The sequence below is a fragment of the Nostoc sp. FACHB-133 genome, assembly GCF_014698055.1.
GTDB lineage: Bacteria > Cyanobacteriota > Cyanobacteriia > Cyanobacteriales > Nostocaceae > Nostoc.
In genome coordinates, this window is sequence record NZ_JACJSH010000002.1 from 1 (window position 1) to 22,324 (window position 22,324).

The 22,324-nt window shown below is 41.2% G+C and carries 13 protein-coding genes and 1 pseudogene; 10 read left to right on the plus strand and 4 right to left on the minus strand.

All coding sequences use genetic code 11. The features are described 5' to 3' along the window. Positions 1–280 precede the first annotated feature (280 nt). The 6 genes from H6G86_RS02240 (at position 281) to H6G86_RS02265 (ending at position 12,847) form a co-directional block, all read left to right on the plus strand. Positions 281–1,477 (plus strand): response regulator, encoded by a 1,197-nt coding sequence (locus tag H6G86_RS02240; RefSeq protein WP_190932919.1) that lies wholly within the window; start codon positions 281–283, stop codon positions 1,475–1,477. Positions 1,478–1,690: 213 nt separating this feature from the next. Beyond that, the gene (locus tag H6G86_RS02245) at positions 1,691–2,056 is read left to right on the plus strand and encodes a response regulator transcription factor (RefSeq protein WP_069073698.1); all 366 of its coding nucleotides are present in this window, start codon (positions 1,691–1,693) and stop codon (positions 2,054–2,056) included. 13 nt (positions 2,057–2,069) lie between these two features. Then, entirely contained in the window at positions 2,070–2,600 is a 531-nt protein-coding gene (locus H6G86_RS02250; protein WP_190932920.1) for a chemotaxis protein CheW, read from the plus strand. 14 nt (positions 2,601–2,614) lie between these two features. Then, positions 2,615–5,545 carry a methyl-accepting chemotaxis protein gene (locus H6G86_RS02255; protein ID WP_190932921.1) on the plus strand — a complete coding sequence of 977 codons (2,931 nt, stop codon included), beginning with the start codon at positions 2,615–2,617 and terminating at the stop codon, positions 5,543–5,545. A 189-nt stretch (positions 5,546–5,734) separates the two neighbouring features. Continuing rightward, positions 5,735–11,602 (plus strand): hybrid sensor histidine kinase/response regulator, encoded by a 5,868-nt coding sequence (locus H6G86_RS02260; protein ID WP_190932922.1) that lies wholly within the window; start codon positions 5,735–5,737, stop codon positions 11,600–11,602. A gap of 900 nt (positions 11,603–12,502) precedes the next feature. Next, positions 12,503–12,847: a DUF1815 family protein gene (locus tag H6G86_RS02265; RefSeq protein ID WP_012412199.1), complete on the plus strand. Its 345-nt coding sequence runs from the start codon at positions 12,503–12,505 to the stop codon at positions 12,845–12,847. Between the two features lie 61 nt (positions 12,848–12,908). Here the strand turns inward: H6G86_RS02265 and H6G86_RS39390 are convergent, their stop codons facing one another. Together H6G86_RS39390 and H6G86_RS02270 are read right to left on the minus strand one after the other, a co-directional pair. Continuing rightward, positions 12,909–13,037, minus strand: a complete 129-nt coding sequence (locus H6G86_RS39390; protein ID WP_277883522.1) for a hypothetical protein — start codon at positions 13,035–13,037, stop codon at positions 12,909–12,911. 244 nt (positions 13,038–13,281) lie between these two features. Continuing rightward, a pseudogene (locus tag H6G86_RS02270) lies at positions 13,282–15,351 on the minus strand (CHAT domain-containing protein). Between the two features lie 117 nt (positions 15,352–15,468). On the opposite strand from H6G86_RS02270, the gene H6G86_RS02275 reads away from it, so the two are divergent. Continuing rightward, positions 15,469–15,969 (plus strand): acyl-CoA thioesterase, encoded by a 501-nt coding sequence (locus H6G86_RS02275; RefSeq protein WP_190932923.1) that lies wholly within the window; start codon positions 15,469–15,471, stop codon positions 15,967–15,969. A 103-nt stretch (positions 15,970–16,072) separates the two neighbouring features. Here H6G86_RS02275 and H6G86_RS02280 read toward each other — a convergent pair whose 3' ends face one another. Then, the gene (locus H6G86_RS02280; protein ID WP_114083805.1) at positions 16,073–16,270 is read right to left on the minus strand and encodes a hypothetical protein; all 198 of its coding nucleotides are present in this window, start codon (positions 16,268–16,270) and stop codon (positions 16,073–16,075) included. Between the two features lie 339 nt (positions 16,271–16,609). Here H6G86_RS02280 and H6G86_RS02285 point away from each other — a divergent pair, with 339 nt between their 5' ends. Next, entirely contained in the window at positions 16,610–17,023 is a 414-nt protein-coding gene (locus tag H6G86_RS02285) for a hypothetical protein (RefSeq protein WP_190932924.1), read from the plus strand. Positions 17,024–17,176: 153 nt separating this feature from the next. Here H6G86_RS02285 and dxr read toward each other — a convergent pair whose 3' ends face one another. Beyond that, complete coding sequence (gene dxr / locus H6G86_RS02290) at positions 17,177–18,373, minus strand: 1-deoxy-D-xylulose-5-phosphate reductoisomerase (protein WP_190932925.1); 1,197 nt, start codon at positions 18,371–18,373, stop codon at positions 17,177–17,179. A gap of 458 nt (positions 18,374–18,831) precedes the next feature. Between dxr and H6G86_RS02295 the strand changes: the two genes are divergently transcribed. Beyond that, positions 18,832–20,139 (plus strand): mannosyltransferase family protein, encoded by a 1,308-nt coding sequence (locus H6G86_RS02295; protein ID WP_190932926.1) that lies wholly within the window; start codon positions 18,832–18,834, stop codon positions 20,137–20,139. A 44-nt stretch (positions 20,140–20,183) separates the two neighbouring features. Continuing rightward, positions 20,184–22,115 carry a DMT family transporter gene (locus H6G86_RS38105; RefSeq protein WP_199338135.1) on the plus strand — a complete coding sequence of 644 codons (1,932 nt, stop codon included), beginning with the start codon at positions 20,184–20,186 and terminating at the stop codon, positions 22,113–22,115. Positions 22,116–22,324 lie beyond the last annotated feature (209 nt).

Here is a 22,324-nt window from a genome sequence, read left to right on the forward strand (position 1 = left end):
ATACCCTTAAACGGCTGCCCATATACCTGTTACCGTGGTAGATACATTATGTGTATTTACTTATCTTTACACAATTTGGTTTTTTCACCCTGTCCTACTTATTACGAAAGATTAAGCTTTATAGTTGAATCTATTCCCTAATGCCAACAAGAAGAAGGGTAAAAATCTTGCCAATACTCCATAATCAATACTTAAACTACCTGCTCTAAAAATGGAAAAATTGCAGGACACAATTCAAAAATAATATTTAACGGTATTACAAGGAGTACTTTTTAGGTAAATGCAGGGAAATTTAAGTGAAATTGATATTTGCAGTATCCTGCAATTGATTGCGTTGGGACAGCGAACTGGGCAACTTTGGGTAGAAGCTCATAGCTCTCACCATAACAACAAGCTGAGTGGAGAGAGAGCAAACATTTATCGCCCAAAACAACAGTCTTGGTTCGTCTTTTTCCTCAATGGTCAAATTATCTATTGCCGAGAAGGTGAGAGTAATTTATCCAGAATTAATGATTATTTACGTCATTATCGAGTCGAGATCCGACTCACCGACAAACAGATTGCCTCTCTACCATCAACCGACTCACCAGAGTATGCCTATCTGTGGGCACTTTTGGAGCGGAATATTATCAACCCCAAGATAGCTGGTAGTATCATTCACGGCTTGGTGCATGAAACTCTCTTTGATCTGCTGAGTTTACACCAAGGAAACTTCATTTTCCATCAGGGTGCGGCACTTACCCCACAATTAAACACTTTCGAGATTGCTCCATTTGTTACAAAAATTATGAAGCAGGTGCAAGAGTGGAAGGAACTCTATCCGCACATTCAGTCTCCCGAACAATTGCCAGTACTATCTGACAAAGTTCAGCTACAATCATCGCTACCAGAAGCAACTGTAGAGAAATTACAACATTGGGCTGATGGTAAAACATCCTTGCGTCAACTGGCTCGCTATCTCAACCGAGATATTTTGACAGTTGCTAAGGCAATATATCCTTATGTACAACAGAGTTGGCTACAACTAGTATATTCAGTCACAACTAAACCAGATACCCACAATGACAACTGGGAATTCAAGGGAAAACACAGAGGGCGGATAGTATGTATTGACGATGCGATCGCCATCGGTGAGACTATAAATTCGATCTTACAACCACAAGGCTATGAAGCGATCGCTCTCACCAATCCCTTAGAAGCACTGAGTCTGGTTTTTCAACTCAAACCCGATTTAATTTTGTGCGATATAGCCATGTTGGAATTGGAAGGGTACGAGGTTTGCGCCATGTTGCGACATTCCACAGCATTTCGGCTCACACCGATTATCATGCTTACTGGTAAAGATGGATTTATTGATCGAGTCAAAGCTAGTATGGTCGGGGCAACAGATTATTTAACAAAACCATTTACAGACACTGAATTACTCATGATTGTAGAGAAATATCTCAAAATAGAATTCTATGAAAATGGCGAGTAGGGAATAGGGAGTAAGGGCTGGAGGAAAACATAACTTGTTGATCTACTAAAAGATCAGTTAAAAGATGTTATCACAGAGTCAGCTAACTCAGTGAAACCTCAATATCCAGGAAAATAGTGAGAACATACAATTAATTTATACAGTTAATAATTGCGGAGGAATCAGGGAATGTTCCAAATAGGAACGTCTACATCAGGAGGTAAATAGACATTTATGAGTACAGTTCTGATTGTGGAAGACAGTATCGCGCAAAGGGAGATGATTACAGACCTCCTAAAAGCAACTGGCCTAACAGTTACCCATGCCAGCGATGGATTAGAAGCATTGGAGGCAATCCAAATAGCACCTCCCGATTTAGTGGTGTTAGATATTGTCATGCCCCGGATGAACGGCTACGAAGTTTGTCGGCGGTTAAAATCCGATCCCAAAACCCAAAATGTCCCGGTGGTGATGTGTTCTTCCAAAGGCGAAGAATTTGATCGCTACTGGGGTATGAAGCAGGGTGCAGATGCCTACATAGCCAAACCGTTTCAACCAACCGAGTTGGTAGGAACAGTCAAACAACTGCTGCGAGGATAAGGATAAAAGCAATATGGTCAGCAAACCGGACTTTTTAAGTGGTAGCGGTCAAGACCACTTCCGACCAGAATTACAAGTGGAAAGTCCTGAAGGTGAGTTACATTTGAGATTTTACATTCCCTCGCATCAGGAGTTTGCACTACAAGCAACTGGCATCCGGGAGGTAATTGAACTAAGTCCTGATAGAATCACCCCGATTCCTAATGCTTCTCCTTTACTTTTGGGTACTCTAAATTTACGAGGTCGAGTTATTTGGGTGGCTGATTTGGGTCAATTTCTGGGGGAAGCAAGTGCATTAAACACGGATAGAGCGGAAATTTCGGTGATTGCCATTGAAGAGCAAGACACAATAGTGGGTTTAGCAGTAGAGGAAATCGGTGGTATGGACTGGTTGGATGTCCAGAATCTTATGCCACCAACTAGTGTTCCAGATACTATGGTTCCCTTTCTACGTGGAGAGTGGTTGCTAAGTGCTAAAAAAAATCAGTGTTTACGACTGCTCGATCAAATGGCAATTGTACGGAGTGCTAGGTGGGCAGGATGAAATTGGAGGAGGAAATGGCAGCAAGTATTGATAATTACGAACCAACATATCAACAGGCGATGACCGCCTATGTTCAAAGGAATTATGAGGTTGCCGCCACTTTAGTTGATCAAGTGGTGCAAAATCTACCAAATGACCCCAACACTCATTTGTTAAGGGGTCACATCTACTATGTTTTGCAACAGTACGATGTTGCAAAAGAAGAATATCAACAGGTATTAAGCTTGACTAACGAACAAGAAATTATTGGTTTTGCCAATAATGGAATTGAAAATATCAATCAATATTTACAGTCATTCGGTGGACAGATTGATACATCAGGAAGTCAAGAGCAGATAAATTCCTCAGAGATGTCCGATCCACTGGCATATAGCGAACCAGAATTAGAAGATTTGGGCGCTAGTGAGGAGTTTGACAGTAATAACCTTGATTTGAATTTTTTTGGAGAGCATCAAGAAAGTGTGGATGGGGTTACAGAACCATCTTCAAATAGTCCATTTGACATCCCCACAGAAGATAGTATTGGAATGGGAAAAATCTCAGATTCTTCTATAGCTTTTGGTGACGACCCTTTTGCTTTGGATGAAGAATCAGAGGAACAAAATTTAAATAGCAGTAGTTATGAGGAAAAAACAGAATTAGATTTGCCTGCTTTTTGGCAGGAAGATATTTCCGAAGAGAGCCATGAAGAGTCATTAGTAAATAATCAATTTTCAGAGAACGAGATAAATCGCGATCATGGAAATTCAGCTATTGACAATAATAATTCTTCATCTTTTAATTCACAAACTAGTGATAGCGAAAATAATTTCTCTGATTTGTTGAGTGAGCCAAAGTCTTCAGAGCCTAGGATTGAGAATTTAGAATATAATAAATCTAATTTTGGAGACGAGACTTTACTTATTGTTGTTGAAGAACAACTTATAAATAGTTCGACAACTACAAATAACAATAGTAGATATGATTTGCCTGAAACCGAAGCACATGATTGGTTGAAGTCACAAGATTTGGAAGCAGAGCAAGAGTTTCAACCAGAATCATCTGATAATTATTCATCTTTTAAGAGCGATATCCCTCTGAAAGAAAAGCAGATGAAATCAAGTGAAATCATCAGCAAAAATAGCTTTGATGATGAAAATTTTGATATGGAAGCATTTGAGTCTGCCTTTGGCTCAGATGGTTTAAGTTCTTATGAAGACTCAAACAATATACTGAATGGAGAAAGTTCTAAGAGCAATATTGACTTTTTAGATGACTTTGAGGAATTTGACGATTTAGGAAACATTCCAGGATTTGACCTGATCGAAGAAAATTCTAACTTCGGTGATGCAGCAATGTATTCTGCTCCAGCAGAAACTAGTGGCAGTGTACGTCAAAGCACGGATACTTCTGGAAGCAATGCAGCCGATCGCGAAGAGGAACTATTTTCGATGACTGGTTCCCATGAAGGAGTTCCAGTTTTTAGCCAAACAGATGTCTCGAAACTAGAACCCAACGTTAGCGTCGAGCAAGGCTGGTTAGCACCATTAGAAAATGCTTCCATAGAACGCAAACAATGGTTGATTGCTGGAAGTGTGGGCATTGTCTCAGCGCTAGTTGTAGCCACAGTTAGCTTTGTCGCCACCACATTTTCGCCAGCCCAACAACGTGAATCAGTACGAAACACAGGTTGGGCAATGTCCCTAGCAGCCGGGATTGCCGGTTTTACCACCGCAGGCTTTATGGGAAATCTTGCACTCAAACAAATTCGGCGTACAACCAATGATCTGCAAGCTCAGTTTGAAGCTGTACGCCAAGGAAATTTGAATGCTCAAGCCACAGTGTTTTCTGAAGATGAATTGGGGCATTTATCCACTGGCTTTAATGAAATGGCGCGGGTAATTTTCACAACGACAAGTGAAGCCCAACGGAAAGCCGATGAACAAGAGGAAGCCAAGGAAAACCTGCAACGTCAGGTGATTCGCCTTTTGGATGATGTGGAAGGAGCTGCTAGAGGCGATTTAACAGTCCAAGCTGAAGTGACAGCCGACGTACTAGGAGCCGTAGCCGATGCTTTTAACCTGACAATTCAAAACCTGCGAGATATTGTGCAACAGGTTAAAGTGGCAGCGAAGGATGTAACAAAAGGTGCAACCAACTCTGAAACCTTTGCTAGAGCCTTATCTAGTGATGCTTTGCGTCAAGCAGAAGAGTTAGCAGTAACGCTGAATTCTGTACAGGTAATGACCGACTCGATTCAGCGAGTTGCAGAGGCGGCGCGGGAAGCTGAAACCGTTGCTCGTGATGCTAGTACAATCGCTCTCCAAGGTGGTGAAGCGGTAGAAAATACCGTTGCAGGTATTTTAGAAATTCGAGAAACTGTTGCCGAAACCACTCGCAAAGTGAAGCGGTTGGCGGAATCTTCTCAAGAAATTTCTAAAATTGTGGCGTTGATTTCGCAGATTGCTTCCAGAACCAACTTGTTAGCACTCAATGCTAGTATTGAGGCGGCAAGAGCGGGAGAAGCTGGACGCGGGTTTGCGATCGTAGCAGACGAAGTGCGCCAGTTAGCAGATAAATCTGCCAAATCCCTCAAGGAAATTGAACAAATTGTGATGCAAATCCAAAGCGAAACAGGTTCTGTAATGACCGCGATGGAAGAAGGCACACAACAAGTAATTAAAGGGACAAAATTGGCAGAAGAAGCCAAGCGATCGCTCGAAAATATTATTCAAGTGGCGAATCGTATTGATATTCTTGTGCGCTCTATTACCAGTGATACTGTAGAACAGACTGAAACCTCCCGCGCTGTCGCTCACGTAATGCAATCAGTAGAACTAACTGCACAAGAAACTTCCCAGGAAGCACAGCGAGTTTCAGGTGCCCTACAACACTTAGTAGGTGTATCCCGTGACTTGATCGCCTCCGTTGAACGTTTCCGAGTGGAAACAATGGAAACCAGATAAAAAAGTTAGGAGTTAGGAGTGAGGAGTTAGAACTAAAAATCACAACTCACTACTTGAAATAAAGTTAGGAGTTAGGAGTAAAAAGTTAGCAATAAAAATTACAACTCATAACTCATAATTCATAACTCATAACTCATAACTCATAACTCACAACTAACAACTAACAACTCATAACTCATAACTTTTGCTATGCTGCCGGAACAACAACAGCGGATTTTGGGTTACTTTATCGAAGAAGCCAGGGATCACCTGAATACCATTGAGCAGGGGTTACTGAATCTAGAAGGTACCTTGAACGACCCGGAAATGATCAGTGAAGTCTTCCGGGCGGCTCACTCCATCAAAGGGGGAGCGGCGATGCTTGGATTGACTAGCATCCAGCATACCTCCCACCGTCTGGAAGATTGTTTTAAAGTTCTTAAAGATAATCCGGTTCAGATTGACCAAAAGTTAGAGTCTTTATTTCTTGGTGTATCTGATACCCTGAAATCGCTGTTAGAGCATTTGAGCGGGCCTTACGGTCTTTCTGAAGATGCAGCGAATACTTTGATGTCAGAAACGGAGCCAGTCTTTCAATGGCTGTATGAACATCTAGAATTACTGGTACAACAAGGAAAAAGTGGAGTATCTAGCAATCCTGACGCAACAGAGCTACACACAACCTCTGTAGAGAATGTCTCCACACTGACAGGACTTTTCCTGCAACGAGATATTCCTAGTTTGGTAGAAGACACTCATCAGGAATCTCCAGAAATATCTGTCTCAGTAGCACCTCAGCAGGTGCGAGACGCTCGCGGACTCGCTAACGCTGCGCTATCGCCAGTCACCGCTAAAGAACATAATAATTGGGGCGAATTTCAAGCCCAAGTGCTGCAAACACTGCGAGAAATGTTGCAACTGTTTAAGCAAACCACAACACCCTCAACTCGGCAAAACCTTCAACAATGCTGTTACCAGTTAGTCAAACTTGGTGTGACTTGGAATTTGTCCAAGTGGTGTGGTTTGTGTCAAGGAGCAGCCAGTGCGATCGGCAATCCTGAAAATAGTTATCTGACTTTAGCTAAAACTGTCATTACCGAAATCAAGCAAGCTCAAGAATTAGTCCTGCAAGGTAGAGAAGCCGAAATTGCAATTAGTCAGCAACTAGAAACACTTTTGAGCTTGGCAGAAATTGATCTGTTAGAAGTTACTCCTGATTTATTTGATGAACAGTCTGCGGCTTTGACAGAATCATCAATTACGTCAGAGCCAAGTTTATCTGACAACACCGAGCAGTTAGACCTAGCCCAAACAACCGAGGAACTTGATCTAGATAAGGATACTAGCGATAGTACAGCATTAGTGAGTGGCTACGCCAACGTCAAGGGCGATCGCCCCTATGTTCAACAAGGGACATCACTCAACGCTGCAACTCACACTAGTTTTTCTTTCACCACACATGACGAAGCACATCCAATAAGTAACAATCTTGACCCCAATGGGCCAGAGGTAGGAATAGCTGAGTTAAATACCCTTGCCGATTTATTTGCAGGTGAGACTCCCGAACTAGATGAAAGTTGGCATCAAGAAGAAACTTTAGATATTGTTGCCAGCGATGATTTTGGAATTGATTTCAGCAACACTGACGCTGAGGATGCTCATAGCGATTTATCTGATTTACTCTCCTTGGATCAAGTAGAAACTACAGCCACGACGGAAGATTTATCTTTGTTATTTGGCGACAATTTCCTAGAAAAAGAGAATTCAGAACCGCAACATCAAGAAACATCTGCTACGATTCCAGAGTTAAGTTCTATTAACGTACTTGATATAAATTTAGACTCTTCTTCCGAAGATTTACAAGAATTTATTGATATTCCTAGTGAGACAAATCAGCTTGCTAGTGTTAACAAAAACGATGTAGTTGAAGATTTATTGACACTGGCGCTAGATAATGATACAGAAATATTGCCTACAGACGAAGTGACTCAACCAGAAACTGAGGCATTTGCCAGTGTGGAACTATCGACCAATCAGCCAAATAGTTTTGATAACTTATTCTCAGAAACTAGAAATGCAAATTGGGTAGAAGAAATTACCCCTAGTGACTATATAGAATTACCCCAAGAAACAGGCTTCTCTTCAGACAATCTGTTTGCTGAAATGGAAGAAGAGACATTACTGCCTACAAGTGAATCAGAAATCGTTGATTTATTTGATATATCTACAGTGACAACACCTGAATTCTCTCAATCAGAAAATGATCTGAGTAGCTTCTGGAATCAGGAAATTACAGAGGAACAGGACGATTTCAATTCCTTAATTGAGCAGAATGTAGAAAGAGCGTTAGAGGAGAGTTTGTTTGCTACGACTGATGATATTTTTAGCGACAGTCAGCAGCCTATACCTTCTGATATGGCTAGTTTTGACTTGGAAGAATTGGATATCAATTTCCAGCAAGAAGAGCAGCTAGATTTGATATTCTCATCAGATTCTGGAGATGATTTATTTGGTAAATTAGCACAGAGTGACTCAAGTATTTCCTCGGTAATCAGCAATACCTCCACGCCGGAAACGCCTTTTTTCACACAGCATATAGGGGAAGAAACTCTCAGACCGCAACAACCAGAAGCTTTAGATTTTGCTCCAGAATTTACTCATCAGCCCCCAGAAATATCTGCTGTTGATCTGGAACTTGATTCATTCGGCTCTTTCGATGAAAATTCACAACTGCTATTTGAAGATGTAGCTACATCAACCTATATTCAGATGGAAACCACAGAGAATACTGTGGATGAACTATCTCTTACAGGAACTTTAGATTCAGCCCAAGCACAACCAGATGAATTGTTCAGCTCTTTCGATGAAAATTCACAACTGCTGTTTGAAGATGTAGCTATAGACTCAACCTATATTCAGATGGAAACCACAGAGAATACTGTGGATGAACTATCTTTTACAGGAACTTTAGATTCAGCCCAAGCACAACCAGATGAATTGTTCGGCTCTTTCGATGAAAATTCACAACTGCTGTTTGAAGATGTAGCTATAGACTCAAACTATATTCAGATGGAAACCACAGAGAATACTGTGGATGAACTATCTCTTACAGAAACTTTAGATTCAGCCCAAGCACAACCAGATGAATTGTTCGGCTCTTTCGATGAAAATTCACAACTGCTGTTTGAAGATGTAGCTATAGACTCAAACTATATTCAGATGGAAACCACAGAGAATACTGTGGATGAACTATCTCTTACAGAAACTTTAGATTCAGCCCAAGCACAACCAGATGAATTGTTCGGCTCTTTCGATGAAAATTCACAACTGCTGTTTGAAGATGTAGCTATAGACTCAACCTATATTCAGATGGAAACCACAGAGAATACTGTGGATGAACTATCTCTTACAGGAACTTCTTTAGATATTAGTTTTGGTGAAACTTCAGGTTCAGCCCAAACAAACTTAGAAAATTTAGGAACGGAAGAGAACAATAACTTAGAAACTGCTTTTGAATTACCAGAAAACCCGAATTTGGAAGAAGACACACATCTGGGTTTTGCAAATGCTTTATTTTTTACAGAAACTGCTCTATTAGAAGCAACAAACCAGGAACAATTAGAAGAAAACACGGCAACAATTGATTCGCAAAATGTCAATGATTTCACACAAACGATTATTCAGGAAGATGTAGAAACCGATTTATATGATTTAGGAGGAATATCTGAATCTGTAACAGGGTCAGAGGACGAAAATGCTATTGTTGCCTCAACTGAAGAATTGGTAACTACAGAAACCGTTGAAGTCGTTGCTCCAGAAGATGATTTTGCAGACTTGGAAGCATTACTAGGAGAGGAAGTAGCACTTAACCCCAAAGCTACCTCAATACCAGAAGTAGATTTTGCAGCCCTGGAAGAATTGCTCGGTACAGATAACGACAGCAATGTCCAAGACGGGCTACGCCAACGTCAACCCTTCAATACTCAACCAGTCTTGGCGAAAAATGACGTTCCATCACCAGCTATAGATGAATTTGGTGATTTGGAAAAGTTGTTGGCAGAAGCAGATCAAACAATATCCCATTCACCAACAGCAAAATCGAACACCAGCAAACCTCCCCGTCCCTCTACTCGTCGGGCTGCAAGATTTGAAGAAACGATGAAGGTTCCAGTTAAGCAACTGGACGATATGAGTAATTTAGTCGGGGAGTTGGTGGTAAATCGCAATACCTTAGAGCAAGATCATGAACGGCTACGGCAGTCATTAGATAACTTGCTGATTCAGGTACAACAACTCTCTGATGTGGGCGCAAGGATGCAAGAGTTGTACGAGCGATCGCTTCTAGAAGCTTCTCTATTAGCTGGACGCAAACAGAAAGACTCTGGCTTACAAGCGCCTGATTCCAATGCCGATAGGGGGTTTAGCGAGTTAGAAATGGATCGTTTTACTCCCTTCCATACACTCTCACAGCAGATGATCGAGCGCATTGTGCGAGTCCGTGAGTCGGCAAGTGATATTGATTTTGTCACCGAAGAAACCGAGCGAGTCGCAAGGCAGTTCCGCCAAGTAACCACCCAGCTACAAGAGGGATTAACAAGAGCGCGAATGGTTCCTTTTGCCCAAACTATTGATCGCTGGCGGCGAGGAGTGCGCGACAACGCCATCAAGTGTGGCAAACAAGTGGAGTTGGTAATCGAAGGTGGCGATACCTTAATTGACAAGATGATTTTGGATCATCTGACCGATCCATTAACTCACATGCTGAATAATGCGATCGCTCACGGTATTGAAACGCCAGAAGAACGACAAGCTGCTGGTAAACCACCTGTGGGAATCATTACTATCCGTGCCTTCTACCAAGGCAACCAAACGATCATTTCTGTAGGCGATGATGGCGCAGGTATCGATTCCGCCAAGGTTAAGGCTAAGGCGGTGAAGATTGGCATGATTACAGAAGCGCAAGCAAAAGCCATGTCTCGCCTGGAAGTCTACGATCTGCTATTCCAGTCTGGTTTTACAATCAAAGACCAAGCAGATGAAATTTCCGGTCGTGGTGTCGGTATGGACGTAGTGCGTTCTGAGATTAGCGAAATTCGGGGGACAGTGAACACCGATTCTGCGATCGGTAAGGGAACCACCTTCACGATTCGTCTACCACTGACTTTGAGTATTTGTAAAGCTCTCTGCTGCGTCTCCGATCGCTCCAGGATCGCCTTCCCGATGGATGGTGTAGAAGATACGCTGGATATACCAGTGAAAAATATTCAGCACGATGCCAATGGACAATCATTTATTTCCTGGCGCGATACGGTGCTGCCATTCCGACCCCTGAAGGAGCTTTTAACCTTCAATCGTCAAATCAGTCGCGGTAATGTCTATGGCGGTACGCGAGATGATGATATGGTTTCTGTGGTTGTGGTGCGATCGGCAAATACCTTGATTGCTCTACAGATTGACCTGGTGTTAAGCGAACAAGAAATTGTAATTAAGCAATTTGAAGGCCCAGCGCCTAAACCCATTGGTGTAGCTGGTGCTACAGTCTTGGGTGATGGTCGGATTATGCCTATTGCTGATGTGCTGGAAATAATTGACATCTTCCAGGGACGGATTTCTACACAAATGGGTGGCAATTCTTGGCAACAGAAAGGGGCTCCCATAGACACCTCTCCTGCGAAGATTGACCCGACAGTGCTGATCGTCGATGATTCGATTACAGTCCGAGAATTGTTATCCCTGACATTTAACAAAGCCGGTTATCGCGTAGAACAGGCGCGTGACGGACAGGAAGCTTGGGATAAACTCCGCTCCGGTCTGCCTTGCGATATCGTATTTTGCGACATCGAAATGCCCCGTTGCGATGGTCTGGAATTACTCTCTCGCATTCAGAAAGACTCTAACCTCAACCACCTACCGATCGCTATGCTCACCTCGCGGGGTGCAGACAAGCATAGACAAATTGCAGCTCAACTCGGTGCTAGTGGCTACTTTACCAAGCCCTATCTCGAAGAAGCTCTCCTCGAAGCGGCGGCGCGAATGTTAAAAGGGGAAAAACTTGTTAGCACTACGAGTAATGTTTAGTAAGTGATGAAAAACTCCACCTGCAAGGGGATTGAGTTTTGGGGCATGGGGAAGATTTACCAATGCCCCCGCCGACTTCCAATAAAAAATCATTACTCAGTTTGAGTAAATAATCAAAATATATTATACATACATTTTTTTTGGCAAAACCAAACTAAGATAATCATCTTTGCAAATTTCTGTGCTTTGCTTCCTACTACTTTTTGAGGATAATCCCAAAATAGCTGAAAATCTTGCCTAAATGGCAACATTGCTCTGCTGAGTTTAGATACTGTCAGTGTTAAGTTGATCCATTCTGGATTCTACACTCAGACTTGTCTATCTGTTACGTGAAGTTTGTATAAAGTACTATACTTAATCTGCTTTTAGTACTGAATATCAAATTTGCACTGTCATCTGCTCAACTTTATATATACGGGAGGAAGAAATTTGGTATACCTAATTATTGGTCTATACCAAAATCTACGTTAGAAAGAGAACAGATTAAACATCTAAGCAAGAGACACTATAACGATGCAAAACTACGTTATAGACTTAAATGACACTGAAATTGGCTGCACATCATCAGTAAAAATTAAATATGAAGCTTTTCTGTACTTGACTAGTGCTAGATTTAAGTTACTCTTAAAGCGGAATGCTTCATGTAAGAATCTACCCTGACAGAAGTGTATAAAGATATAGTTAAATTTAGCAATTCTGTCCGAGATTTTTAATTTGCAAACTGAATAGTTTGATACGGCGCTCAAAACCCTGATCTACTACCCTAAACAAGGTAGTCAATTAACGACTCAATATTATCTGTCTGGTAATTGTATTGAATAGTTTACAATACCAGTGGATGAGAAAATCTAAAGAAAATATAAAAGAAACTCAAATGACTGTGGTGTCTGGAGGACAAAAGTGTTTCTGAGACTAGCACATCAACATCGACAATTCGTCCAAGACTTGGTAATGAACCTGCAAGCCTTGGCAGTCGTATTAGAGCGGCGCGGGTATCCTGCTTCTTGTTATACCTGTGGCGACCAAATGAATAGTGCATCGTTTATGGTTAGCTTGGGTGATAACCACCTGATTCGGTTTTTGGTGTCCGATTACGGGATTACTTGGACGGAAATGCGGGATGACCGCGAATTAATGAAGCTAGAAGGCGCAGAGGCAATTAGCCAACTCGACGAACTGGCTGATCTTGTCAAGCAATCTATGCAAACCGATACAGACTCTAAAATTCTTGCCAAGAAATATTAAGGTTCCAAAGGTCGATCGCAAATTAGAAATCGATTATCGGTAATTGGTAATGATGGCTTAGTTAGCGATCGCTCTTAGTCTGTTCTCCATTACCATCAAGTGATTGGCTCGTAGCCCATCGCCTATTTTTTCTATCTGCTAAAACCTCACGAGCCTGATTTTGAGCTTTTAGCTGAAAGTTAAAACGCACTGTTAATCAGAATCAACATAATAATTAGTAATTACTAATTCATAATTCCTAACTAAAAAATAGGTTAAGAAAAATTGCAACTATCAAGCAACCAACATAATTATGCTTGGGTTCAAACCTGTTTACATAAAGAAATTATGAATTATAAGTCATGAATTATGAATTTTTAATGAATTTTCTCGGTGGCAATCAGCCACAAAGTTGAACAAGGCATCCTTTGACAGAGATGGGAAACGCTCAACACCTAAAGTCCATTGCCAATTAAAATAAAGGATGCCCAGTAGTACGGGTGACTAAAACTACTAACTGCTGCCACGGGTACATTGTGGCTTCTTATTTTCCAGTCTCCAGTAATTAATGAGATTTGAGCTTGTCGTAAGGTTTCAGCTTTAGTCAACTGCTCGGTGGTAAGTATACCATAAAAAGCACTCATAAGTGCTTGTGTCCCACCATCATCTACAGACCACAGCGAGGCGATCGCGGCTCTTGCGCCAGTTTGTTGCATCTGATAGCCAAAACCCAAAATTTCCTCACCGTTACCTAACTTACCTCCCAAGCCGGTTTCACAGGCGCTTAACACTACCAAATCTACATTGGGAAGTGACCAAGTAGCGACATTTCTGAAGTTAACGCGATCGCCATTTCCGAATAAAATAAACGAATCTTCTGGTTTACCGACCACAAAGGCTGCATGAGTAGCTAAATGGACAATTGTATAATCATCCATTTGGGGTACAGCGACTTTGGGGCTAAAAGCATCGTCTAAAAGCTTCGTAGTTTCAGGAACCGTAGCAGCTAAGTTTTCCACTTCTTGCGTTGCAAAGGGCAAACCAGCAAAAGCAACCTGTCGATTCCCAACTTTAATTTGATAATTACCTTTAGTAAAAGCACCAGCTAAAACCCGCAAAGTAGATTCTTGTGGGGTATTTAAGCTAGTCAGACTGGCAGATGTAATGTGATTGACACCCAAACGCTGTACTAGCCATTATTTGCCATCATATAAAGCAGTTAAAGGAATATAACGTAACTGCTCATCTGGAGCGTAAATCAGAGTTTGTATACCTGATTGCTTCAGGTCTTTTTCTATAGGTTTAATTAGCCAGTCATACAATTGGCGTGCAGGTGCTTTGATATTTCGGCTGGGATTGATTAAAGCTTGGCGGAAAGTAGCAATTGTTTGATGGAGATTTTCGCGTTTTACAGCAACGGTGCGATGAATCGGTGGGGATTCAGGAGTGACTAATACCAATTCCAAGCTATCTTTTAAAATCAGTGGATAGAGGATTGCAGATTTTTGAGGCAATCTCGCCAAATTATCCCGAAGTTCGTTGAGATTCTCCAAATCCAAATTTTGCCGCCTAGCTGTACGGCTAATTTGCTCTATCTGTGCTTTCACTGAAGGACTATTGATAAATTCGTTAAATTTATCCAAAAGTTGCTGTTGATTTAAGACTAATTGCTCAATGCGTTGTTTCTGTCCGAGCGATCGCTCCTTGGGAGAAATTTTCCGTAGTGTTGTCAGTTCTTTACCCAACACAACAGCACTATCCAAGGTTTGATCCAACTTTTGTTTAATTGGTTTTTCTGTAGCCGCTATATTAATACCTTTGACAGTACGTTTATTACCTGGCACAGTCTGGAGATATTCTTCTAGTTCTTCAACTTTGAGTAAATCCATTGTCCTTTGTGCTTCAGCAACACGTTCTTGTTTGAGCAATCGTTCACCCAAAATCCGATATGTCTGGCTAACAGTTATGCTGTAAGCATTTGGTTGTGGCGTACTCAGTGCTGATGGATTCAAACGAGCTTTTTCACGATTAATTAAGCAATGCTTGTAGAAAAAAATTGCTAACTCTGGTTGATTTTGGATATCAAATAAGTAACCAATGTTACTGTAGGTTTTGCCAAGTCGAACAAGATCCCCAAGTTCTCTATTTATTAATAGGGCTTACTGATAAGATTAAAGTGCTTCAGGATACTTTCTTTGACTTTGGTAGATTCTGCCGATGTTATTGAATGTTACCGCTTCCCAAGAGCGCTCTCCACGTTTTCTAGTAATAGCTAGTGCTTGTTGTAATCTCTGCAACGCTTTTTCCAATTGACCTTGCCGAGATTCCTTGATAGCTTCTTCATTGAGCCTTTCAATTTCTAAAAGCTGATTATTCTGGGGTAAAGCTTGAGCTTTTTCTCCAAAGTTATATTTCAACCTTGTATTTGTACTTACTTGGTTATTGTCTGGGTATGCCATCCCAAAACCGAGTAAACTAAGTATAGTTAAAGTAATAAGACTAACATACCGGAGATTAGGCTGCATAACAAAACACTCCCCATACTCGGAAATGTAAATATTAAATCAATTAAGTTATGGAACGCAATGAATTTTTATGCTATCCCATATTTGGAAAATTTATAGGTGCTTAGAAAAGTGAAAATGTCACAAGAAAAACCCAGCCAACCAAAATTACCACCCACCACCGCCCTTGACAATCCATCAAGTCATGAATTTGGGAATTGGTTTGAATATCCTCTAAGAGTGCAACCCCACCACACTGACTATTCTGGTGTTGTTTGGCACGGTTCTTATCTAGCTTGGATGGAAGAAGCACGGATTGAATGCTTGCGATCCATAGGGATTGCATTTGCTGATTTAGTTGCGATAGGTTGTGATTTACCAGTTGTAGAACTGTCGTTGCGTTATCATCGTTCAATTCAATTGGGTATGGCAGTGGTAGTAAAAACGCGTATGGCTGAGGTAACAGGTGTCCGAATTAATTGGGATTATGCCATTGTCTCAACTGATGGACAAGAATTATACGTTACTGCCAAGGTGACTTTAGTAGCTTTAGATCGCGAAAGAGGCAAGATTATGCGTCAGTTACCGCCAAGTTTTAAGGATGCATTAGCCAAGATTTCAGCATTAAATAATGATTGAGCAGTACGCTGTGTCAGAGTTTAACTATCCTTAATAAGTTGCTAAAGTAGGGGCAATTTATGAATTTCCCCTACTTATCTATTAATATAATTAATCTTACTTTTTACTTGCCGCTTTGGATATTTGATAAACTTTGAGTAAACTGCATGATGTGATGCCAAATATCTTGTGGAGTAATGCCAAAACTAATGTTTAATAAAATCAGAATTGCGGCAATGGTTAATGCATTCTTTAGAGTGGCTTTCAACAACTTCCACAATATTACGAAGACAATCCAAGCTACAATCAACGTAGCAATCATAATATATAAATTCCTTAACAATAGCCCTTAACTGAGAGGATATTTATTCAGAAAGGGTAATTTTGTCTGAACTAAAAATTACTAGTGCTAAAGCTATTAGACCTAATTTGGAATAGCTACTAAAGCCAAGATTTTTTGTCTAACTGTGCCAATGTTATATTATCTGAAAATGAGACAATAATTCAGATGAGAGGCAACTTATTTGGCAATTTGGCAGAATTTATGCAATATTTTTTACTGAGAAATTTGTATCAATAGTTACAATAGTATAATAGTTATATTTTTACAAGAATATATCCTGTTTGATTTCTAAGAATCAAAAGGCTCAAAGTAGAATGTATGACCGCAAAAATATATACCAAACTTGGAAAGTGGTACAGCCTAGTATATTTATTGTTGGTTGCCCTAGCTTGTGCAACTGGTGCAATGATAAGTTGGATTATAACTCGAAGTCAGACTGCTGGTAGTGAGACATCTTTTGCTACAACATTTTTTCTAGCGATCGCTTCTGTCATAGCAGTTGCCGCAATAGTTGGAATATTTCAAGAAAAAATGTGGGCAAAATGGATTACACTGGGAATCTATAGTTGGTATATTTTTGGTAATATTCATTCAATCATCCAGCCATCTTTATTAGGCTCATTGGAAACAGATGCAAGAGGCTTTAAAGTAATGCAGCTAATCGCTTTACTTTTCCCGGTTTTAGGAATTATTTTCTTATTAGAAAAGCCAAAGACAAATGTCTCTAGTTAATCAATAGGTTTTTCAGATAAAGAGTCTAGTAACACATGGTAGAGAATGGAAAAAAATGAATTTAGCAGTTAGCCTTCAGGCTAATGCCGAAGGCTAAACAAAAATTGGTCAAAAGCCAGAAAATCTGCCTTTTGGGTATCTGAGTGAGAGTTTTTATCGCAGAGAAATTATCCGCGAGTGAGTTTCTAATTTTTCAGTCGCTGTTAAAACTTCTTGTCTTGCCCATTTATCTGCTGCCAAAATGTCATCTAAAGAGGGATTTGCACGGTTATCATTTTGATGGCGATCGCACACCCATTCGATACACCGAGGAATATCTAAAAAGCGAATTTTTTCATCTAAAAATAAAGCTACAGCTTGCTCATTTGCAGCGTTTAACACAGCTGGCATCGAACCACCAGCTTTACCCACAGCATAAGCCAACTGCATACAAGGATACTTTTGGTGATCTGGTTCGCGGAAGGTTAAATTTCCAGCTTTGACTAAATCTAGTCGTTCCCAATCTGTATAGATGCGATCAGGCCAGGATAAAGCATACAGTAAAGGTAAGCGCATATCCGGCCAACCGAGTTGGGCTAAAACGGAAGTATCTTGCAATTCAATCAGCGAGTGAATAATGCTCTGGGGATGAATGACAATTTCGATATTGTCATAATCCAACCCAAACAGGAAGTGAGCCTCAATTACTTCCAGTCCTTTATTCATCAAAGTAGCAGAGTCTACTGTGATTTTCCGCCCCATCGACCAATTAGGATGCTTGAGAGCGTCAGCAACGGTTACATCTGCTAACCTTTCTACATCCCAGTCGCGGAAAGCTCCACCAGATGCAGTGAGCAAGATTTTCCGCAAGCCAGATTTTGGCACACCTTGGAGGCATTGAAAGATTGCGGAATGTTCGGAATCGGCTGGAAGTAATTTTACACCATGTTTTTCGACTAGGGGTAGAACCACAGGGGCCCCAGCAATCAGAGTTTCTTTGTTCGCTAAGGCAATATCTTTACCAGCTTCAATAGCTGCGATCGTGGGTAGCAAACCGGCACAACCAACGATCCCAGTGACAACAGTTTGAGCATCGCCATAGCGAGCTACTTCTATCACTCCAGCCTCGCCTGCTAGTAGAATCGGTTGGGGATCGAGGTCAATGATAGCTTCTTTGAGCGCTGGTAATTTATCTTCTGAGCAAATTGCTGCTATTTTCGGTCGAAACTGCCGAATTTGAGCAGCCAACATCTCAACATTGTTCCCAGCTGCCAATCCCACAATCCGAAACTGATCTGGGTACTGAGTGACAATATCTAAAGTCTGAGTACCAATAGAACCAGTGGAACCAACAAGAGTAATCGCTTTCACAATTGCTTAAGGATTTACAGACAACTCCCACTATAAATTGCTGGGGACTCTTTAATAACAGCAATGACTATAATCGATACACTGACGCAGACGAGTAGAGACGCGGGGATGGGGAGATCAGAGATACAAAGGGAAATTTATCCATGCTTTCCTGGCTGCGCCAACCCCAATCGGTTGATTTTAACTCGATAGACTGCTAGCCATAAAGTACTAAATTTGCTCAACTTTGATATAACTAGACAAAAAATGTACTTATAAATACTATATTTTTAAAGATAAACTCTGAGAGAATTGGCAAAAGTAACCAAATAGGAAATAATTTCAATTAATTGCTAATTTGTCCAGTTTGTTAATTATGTTGATGGAGGATTTAATATGCAAAATATTACTTATAAATTGCTGTGTTACAGCCATAGGTAAAAGAATGCCTAAAGGAGTTTGTTGAAGTACTCAACCCTATGGTCAAAGTTCAAATAGTTATAAAAAAAGTTTTATGGAAAAATGATTTCCTGTTTCCAGCAGCAATATGGCTTGCCAGTCGAATATTCATCTGGACTGCTATGTTGCTGGTTGCGCCAAAACTACCCTTACCAGCAGAAGAATTTTTGCCTCATTTTGGCTGGGGGGTTTTTGATGCCTGGGATAGTATGCATTATCGAGCGATCGCAACTTCTGGATATGAATTTGTGAATGACGGTAAGCAACACAATCTTGCCTTCTTTCCCCTGTTTCCCTTAAGCATCTGGGTTTTGATGAAGCTGGGCTTGCCGTTTGAATTAGCAGGGACGTTAGTCAACAACCTGGCATTTTTCGCAGCGCTTTACTGTTTGTATTTTTGGGTAAAGGAGCATTATGGCATCAATGCAGCGCACTGGACTACTGCTGTAGTTTCTTTATATCCATCATCCATGTTTACGGGGGTGGTTTACACAGAGGGGCTGTATTTGTTTTTGAGTACTTCGGCTTTGCGGGCATTTGATCAAAAGCAGTATGGCTGGACTGGGCTTTGGGGGGCGATGGCGACAGCAACACGTCCTACAGGTATGGCATTAATTCCAGCATTAGCGATCGCAGCGTGGAAAGAACGCCGACCACCCATAGCCTATATTGCTGGTTTTGTTACCGCTACTGGCATACTTCTATTCAGTTTGTATTGTGCGATTTATTTTGGCAACCCTTTAGCTTTTATCGAAGCACAACGAGGATGGCGGCCCAATCTGGGGTTTGATTGGCAGGGTTGGTTAAATATGCTGATGCAAATTATAGTTGGCACAAAAAACTGGCAATATGGTTGGATTCAAAAACCATCTGGCGGGATTGCAGACCCCTGGTATCTCTTGTTATTAGGCGTGATTGTTGCCAGTGGCTATCTTTTATGGCACTTCCGTCAACATTTGAATTTTGTGAAATTATTCTATAGCTTTTATGCTTTAGTCTTATCTCTGTTGCTCCTAGCAAGCGAAGAGTGGATCAATAACTTGCTCAACTTGTTCATGGTCTTGGGTGGTGGCTATGTGTTATGGCGCTTACGCACGCAACTGACCGCAGTTACCGTTATTTATGGCTTTTGCGGTATTGGTTTGCTGTTAGCTTCGGGAGGTACTATCTCCTTGAGCCGTCTCGCTTATGGTATTGTGCCTTTGAATATAGCCATTGGTGTACTGCTATCTCGCCATCCTCGTCAGGGATATTTAATCTTGGGTGCTTTTATGACACTACTAGCCAAAATAGCTGTAGGATTTGCCCAAGAACGTTGGGTTGGTTAGAGGTTTGATTCTTTATTGGTGAGAAGTTGAATTTAAATTCCCTAATGAATGTATCCAATCAAAGGAAGATAGCCCTAGCTGCATTATTTGTCGGTGTAGGTGCCATATCTTTTGGCTCTATTTTCGTGAAATTGAGCGAAACTCAACTCAGCCCCAATGCCACTGTATTTAATCGTTTGTGGCTTGCGAGTGTGTTCTTCTTGCTCTGGAACGGATACAAGGCTATACGTCAGCGACTTTCCTTAGACAAACCTGAAGAACAGCAATCGTACACCAGCCAGGATCTCTGGCTATTGGGAAGTGCTGGGATATTTTGGGCTGGCACTTTAGTCTCTTTGGCTTGGTCACTAACTGAAACTAGCGTTGCGATCTCTAGTGTTTTACATAATCTCGCCCCCATATTTACTAGCTTAGGGGTGTGGCTGTTATATCGTAAGAGTTTTGAGAGCCAATTCTTGATTGGGATGGTCATCGCCCTTGGGGGAGCAATCGCTATAGAATTTGAGGAGTTGCAAATCGCCACAGACGAAGTTCAAGGGGGCTTTGCTGCGATCGTTTCTGCAATTTTCTTGAGTGTATATCTGCTAATCGTAGAAAAATTACGAACTAAATTTTCTCCGGCCACAATCCAGTTGTGGATCAGTGCGATTAGTTCCCTAATTATCTTACCCATACTTTTGTTTACTCAAGATCAGCTTTTCCCTTCTACAGTCAGTGGGTGGCTGTGGGTCATTTCCTTGGCGCTGATCTGCCAAGTTTTAGGTCATGGGCTTTTGACCTATTGCCTTGCCAAGTTTTCCTCTGTAGTTGTCTCATTAGTGCATCTGTTAGAGCCAGTATTTAGCGGTATTTTCGCTCTGATCATATTTTCGGAAAAATTGACTTTCTCAAATTGGGTAGGTTTCGCTGTCGTTTTAATGGGTTTATACTTAGCCGTATCTAGCCAAGGTGTTGTTAATTTCCCGATCCAGAAATCAGTCACAAATATAGTTAACACTTTCGTTAAAAGTATGACGAGCAAACTGTCATTACTAAAGCAACAATTCTCTGAAACACCAGCTTTATTAGGAACTGCATCATTATTATTTGCCCTAATTCCTATATCTTTAGCACCATCTCTGACTAAATTATGTCAACAAGAAATTGGTGCAAATGCTGTAGTATTTCATCGCAGTTGGATCGCCACAATTGTATTTGCCCTGTGGAATTTACTTGAGGCTTTCCGTAGCCAACAATCTGAGAATGAACCTATAGAAAATGAGCCTTTTACAAGTCAAGAAGTGTGGCTATTGTTGGCAATGGGAACCTCTGCTGGAACCTACCTTCTTTTGTGGGCTTGGTCGCTGAGTCAAACGAGTGTTGCTAATGTTGCTTTACTCTCTAATTTGAACTCCTTATTTGTTGCTTTGGCTGGGTATGTGTTATTCGGTCGGCGCTTCGATAACAGATTCGTGATTGGACTGGTAATAGCCTTGGCGGGAGCGATCGCATTTGAACTCAATAAGGTGCAATTTGCAACTGACCAAATACTGGGTGATACCTTAGCATTGCTAACTGCCATTTTCATGGCTACATGTATGCTGCTGATAGAACGACTCCGAACCCGTTTTAGCACCGCAACTATCATGCTGTGGCGCTGTGGAGTGACCACGATGTTTCTAGTACCCGTACTCCCATTCCTCGAAGATCGACTGTTACCCTATTCCTGGACGGGTTGGTTTTTCATAATTTTCCAAGCCCTCTTCTGCCAAGTATTGGGTCAGGGACTTTTAGCTTATAGCCTCAGCAGAATCTCTTCCAGCGTCGTCGCCGTCACACTTCTCCTCGAACCAGCCTTAGCTTCTATTTTTGCTTGGTTCATTTTTTCAGAACAGGTAGGTTTGTTTGACTGGGCGACTTTCGCCGTAGTTTTAGTGGGTATCTATCTAGCGCAATCTAGCCAATCCACTGTTCAAATAACAAACGAAGGATCTTAGTATAGAGCCTCCGGCACGCTGACGCAAAAGCTAATACACACAAAGCACGAACAATCAAGAGTTTTAACCCCACGAGATGGGGAAATTTTGTGTAGCCGCGATTTCTAATCGCTTCCTCTTGATTTAATATTTCGACACCGCCAACTTGACTGATACAATTTATAACGAAAACTTCCGGCAATACATTATTAAAATTAGTGAAACATCAG

Bases quoted from the DNA above. Each gene is read 5' to 3' on its own strand.
- H6G86_RS02240 (WP_190932919.1), top strand. From the start codon at position 281: ATGCAGGGAAATTTAAGTGAAATTGATATTTGCAGTATCCTGCAATTG.
- H6G86_RS02245 (WP_069073698.1), top strand. From the start codon at position 1,691: ATGAGTACAGTTCTGATTGTGGAAGACAGTATCGCGCAAAGGGAGATG.
- H6G86_RS02250 (WP_190932920.1), top strand. From the start codon at position 2,070: ATGGTCAGCAAACCGGACTTTTTAAGTGGTAGCGGTCAAGACCACTTC.
- H6G86_RS02255 (WP_190932921.1), top strand. From the start codon at position 2,615: ATGGCAGCAAGTATTGATAATTACGAACCAACATATCAACAGGCGATG.
- H6G86_RS02260 (WP_190932922.1), top strand. From the start codon at position 5,735: ATGCTGCCGGAACAACAACAGCGGATTTTGGGTTACTTTATCGAAGAA.
- H6G86_RS02275 (WP_190932923.1), top strand. From the start codon at position 15,469: ATGTCACAAGAAAAACCCAGCCAACCAAAATTACCACCCACCACCGCC.
- H6G86_RS02280 (WP_114083805.1), bottom strand. From the start codon at position 16,270: ATGATTGCTACGTTGATTGTAGCTTGGATTGTCTTCGTAATATTGTGG.
- H6G86_RS02285 (WP_190932924.1), top strand. From the start codon at position 16,610: ATGACCGCAAAAATATATACCAAACTTGGAAAGTGGTACAGCCTAGTA.
- H6G86_RS02295 (WP_190932926.1), top strand. From the start codon at position 18,832: ATGGTCAAAGTTCAAATAGTTATAAAAAAAGTTTTATGGAAAAATGAT.
- H6G86_RS38105 (WP_199338135.1), top strand. From the start codon at position 20,184: ATGAATGTATCCAATCAAAGGAAGATAGCCCTAGCTGCATTATTTGTC.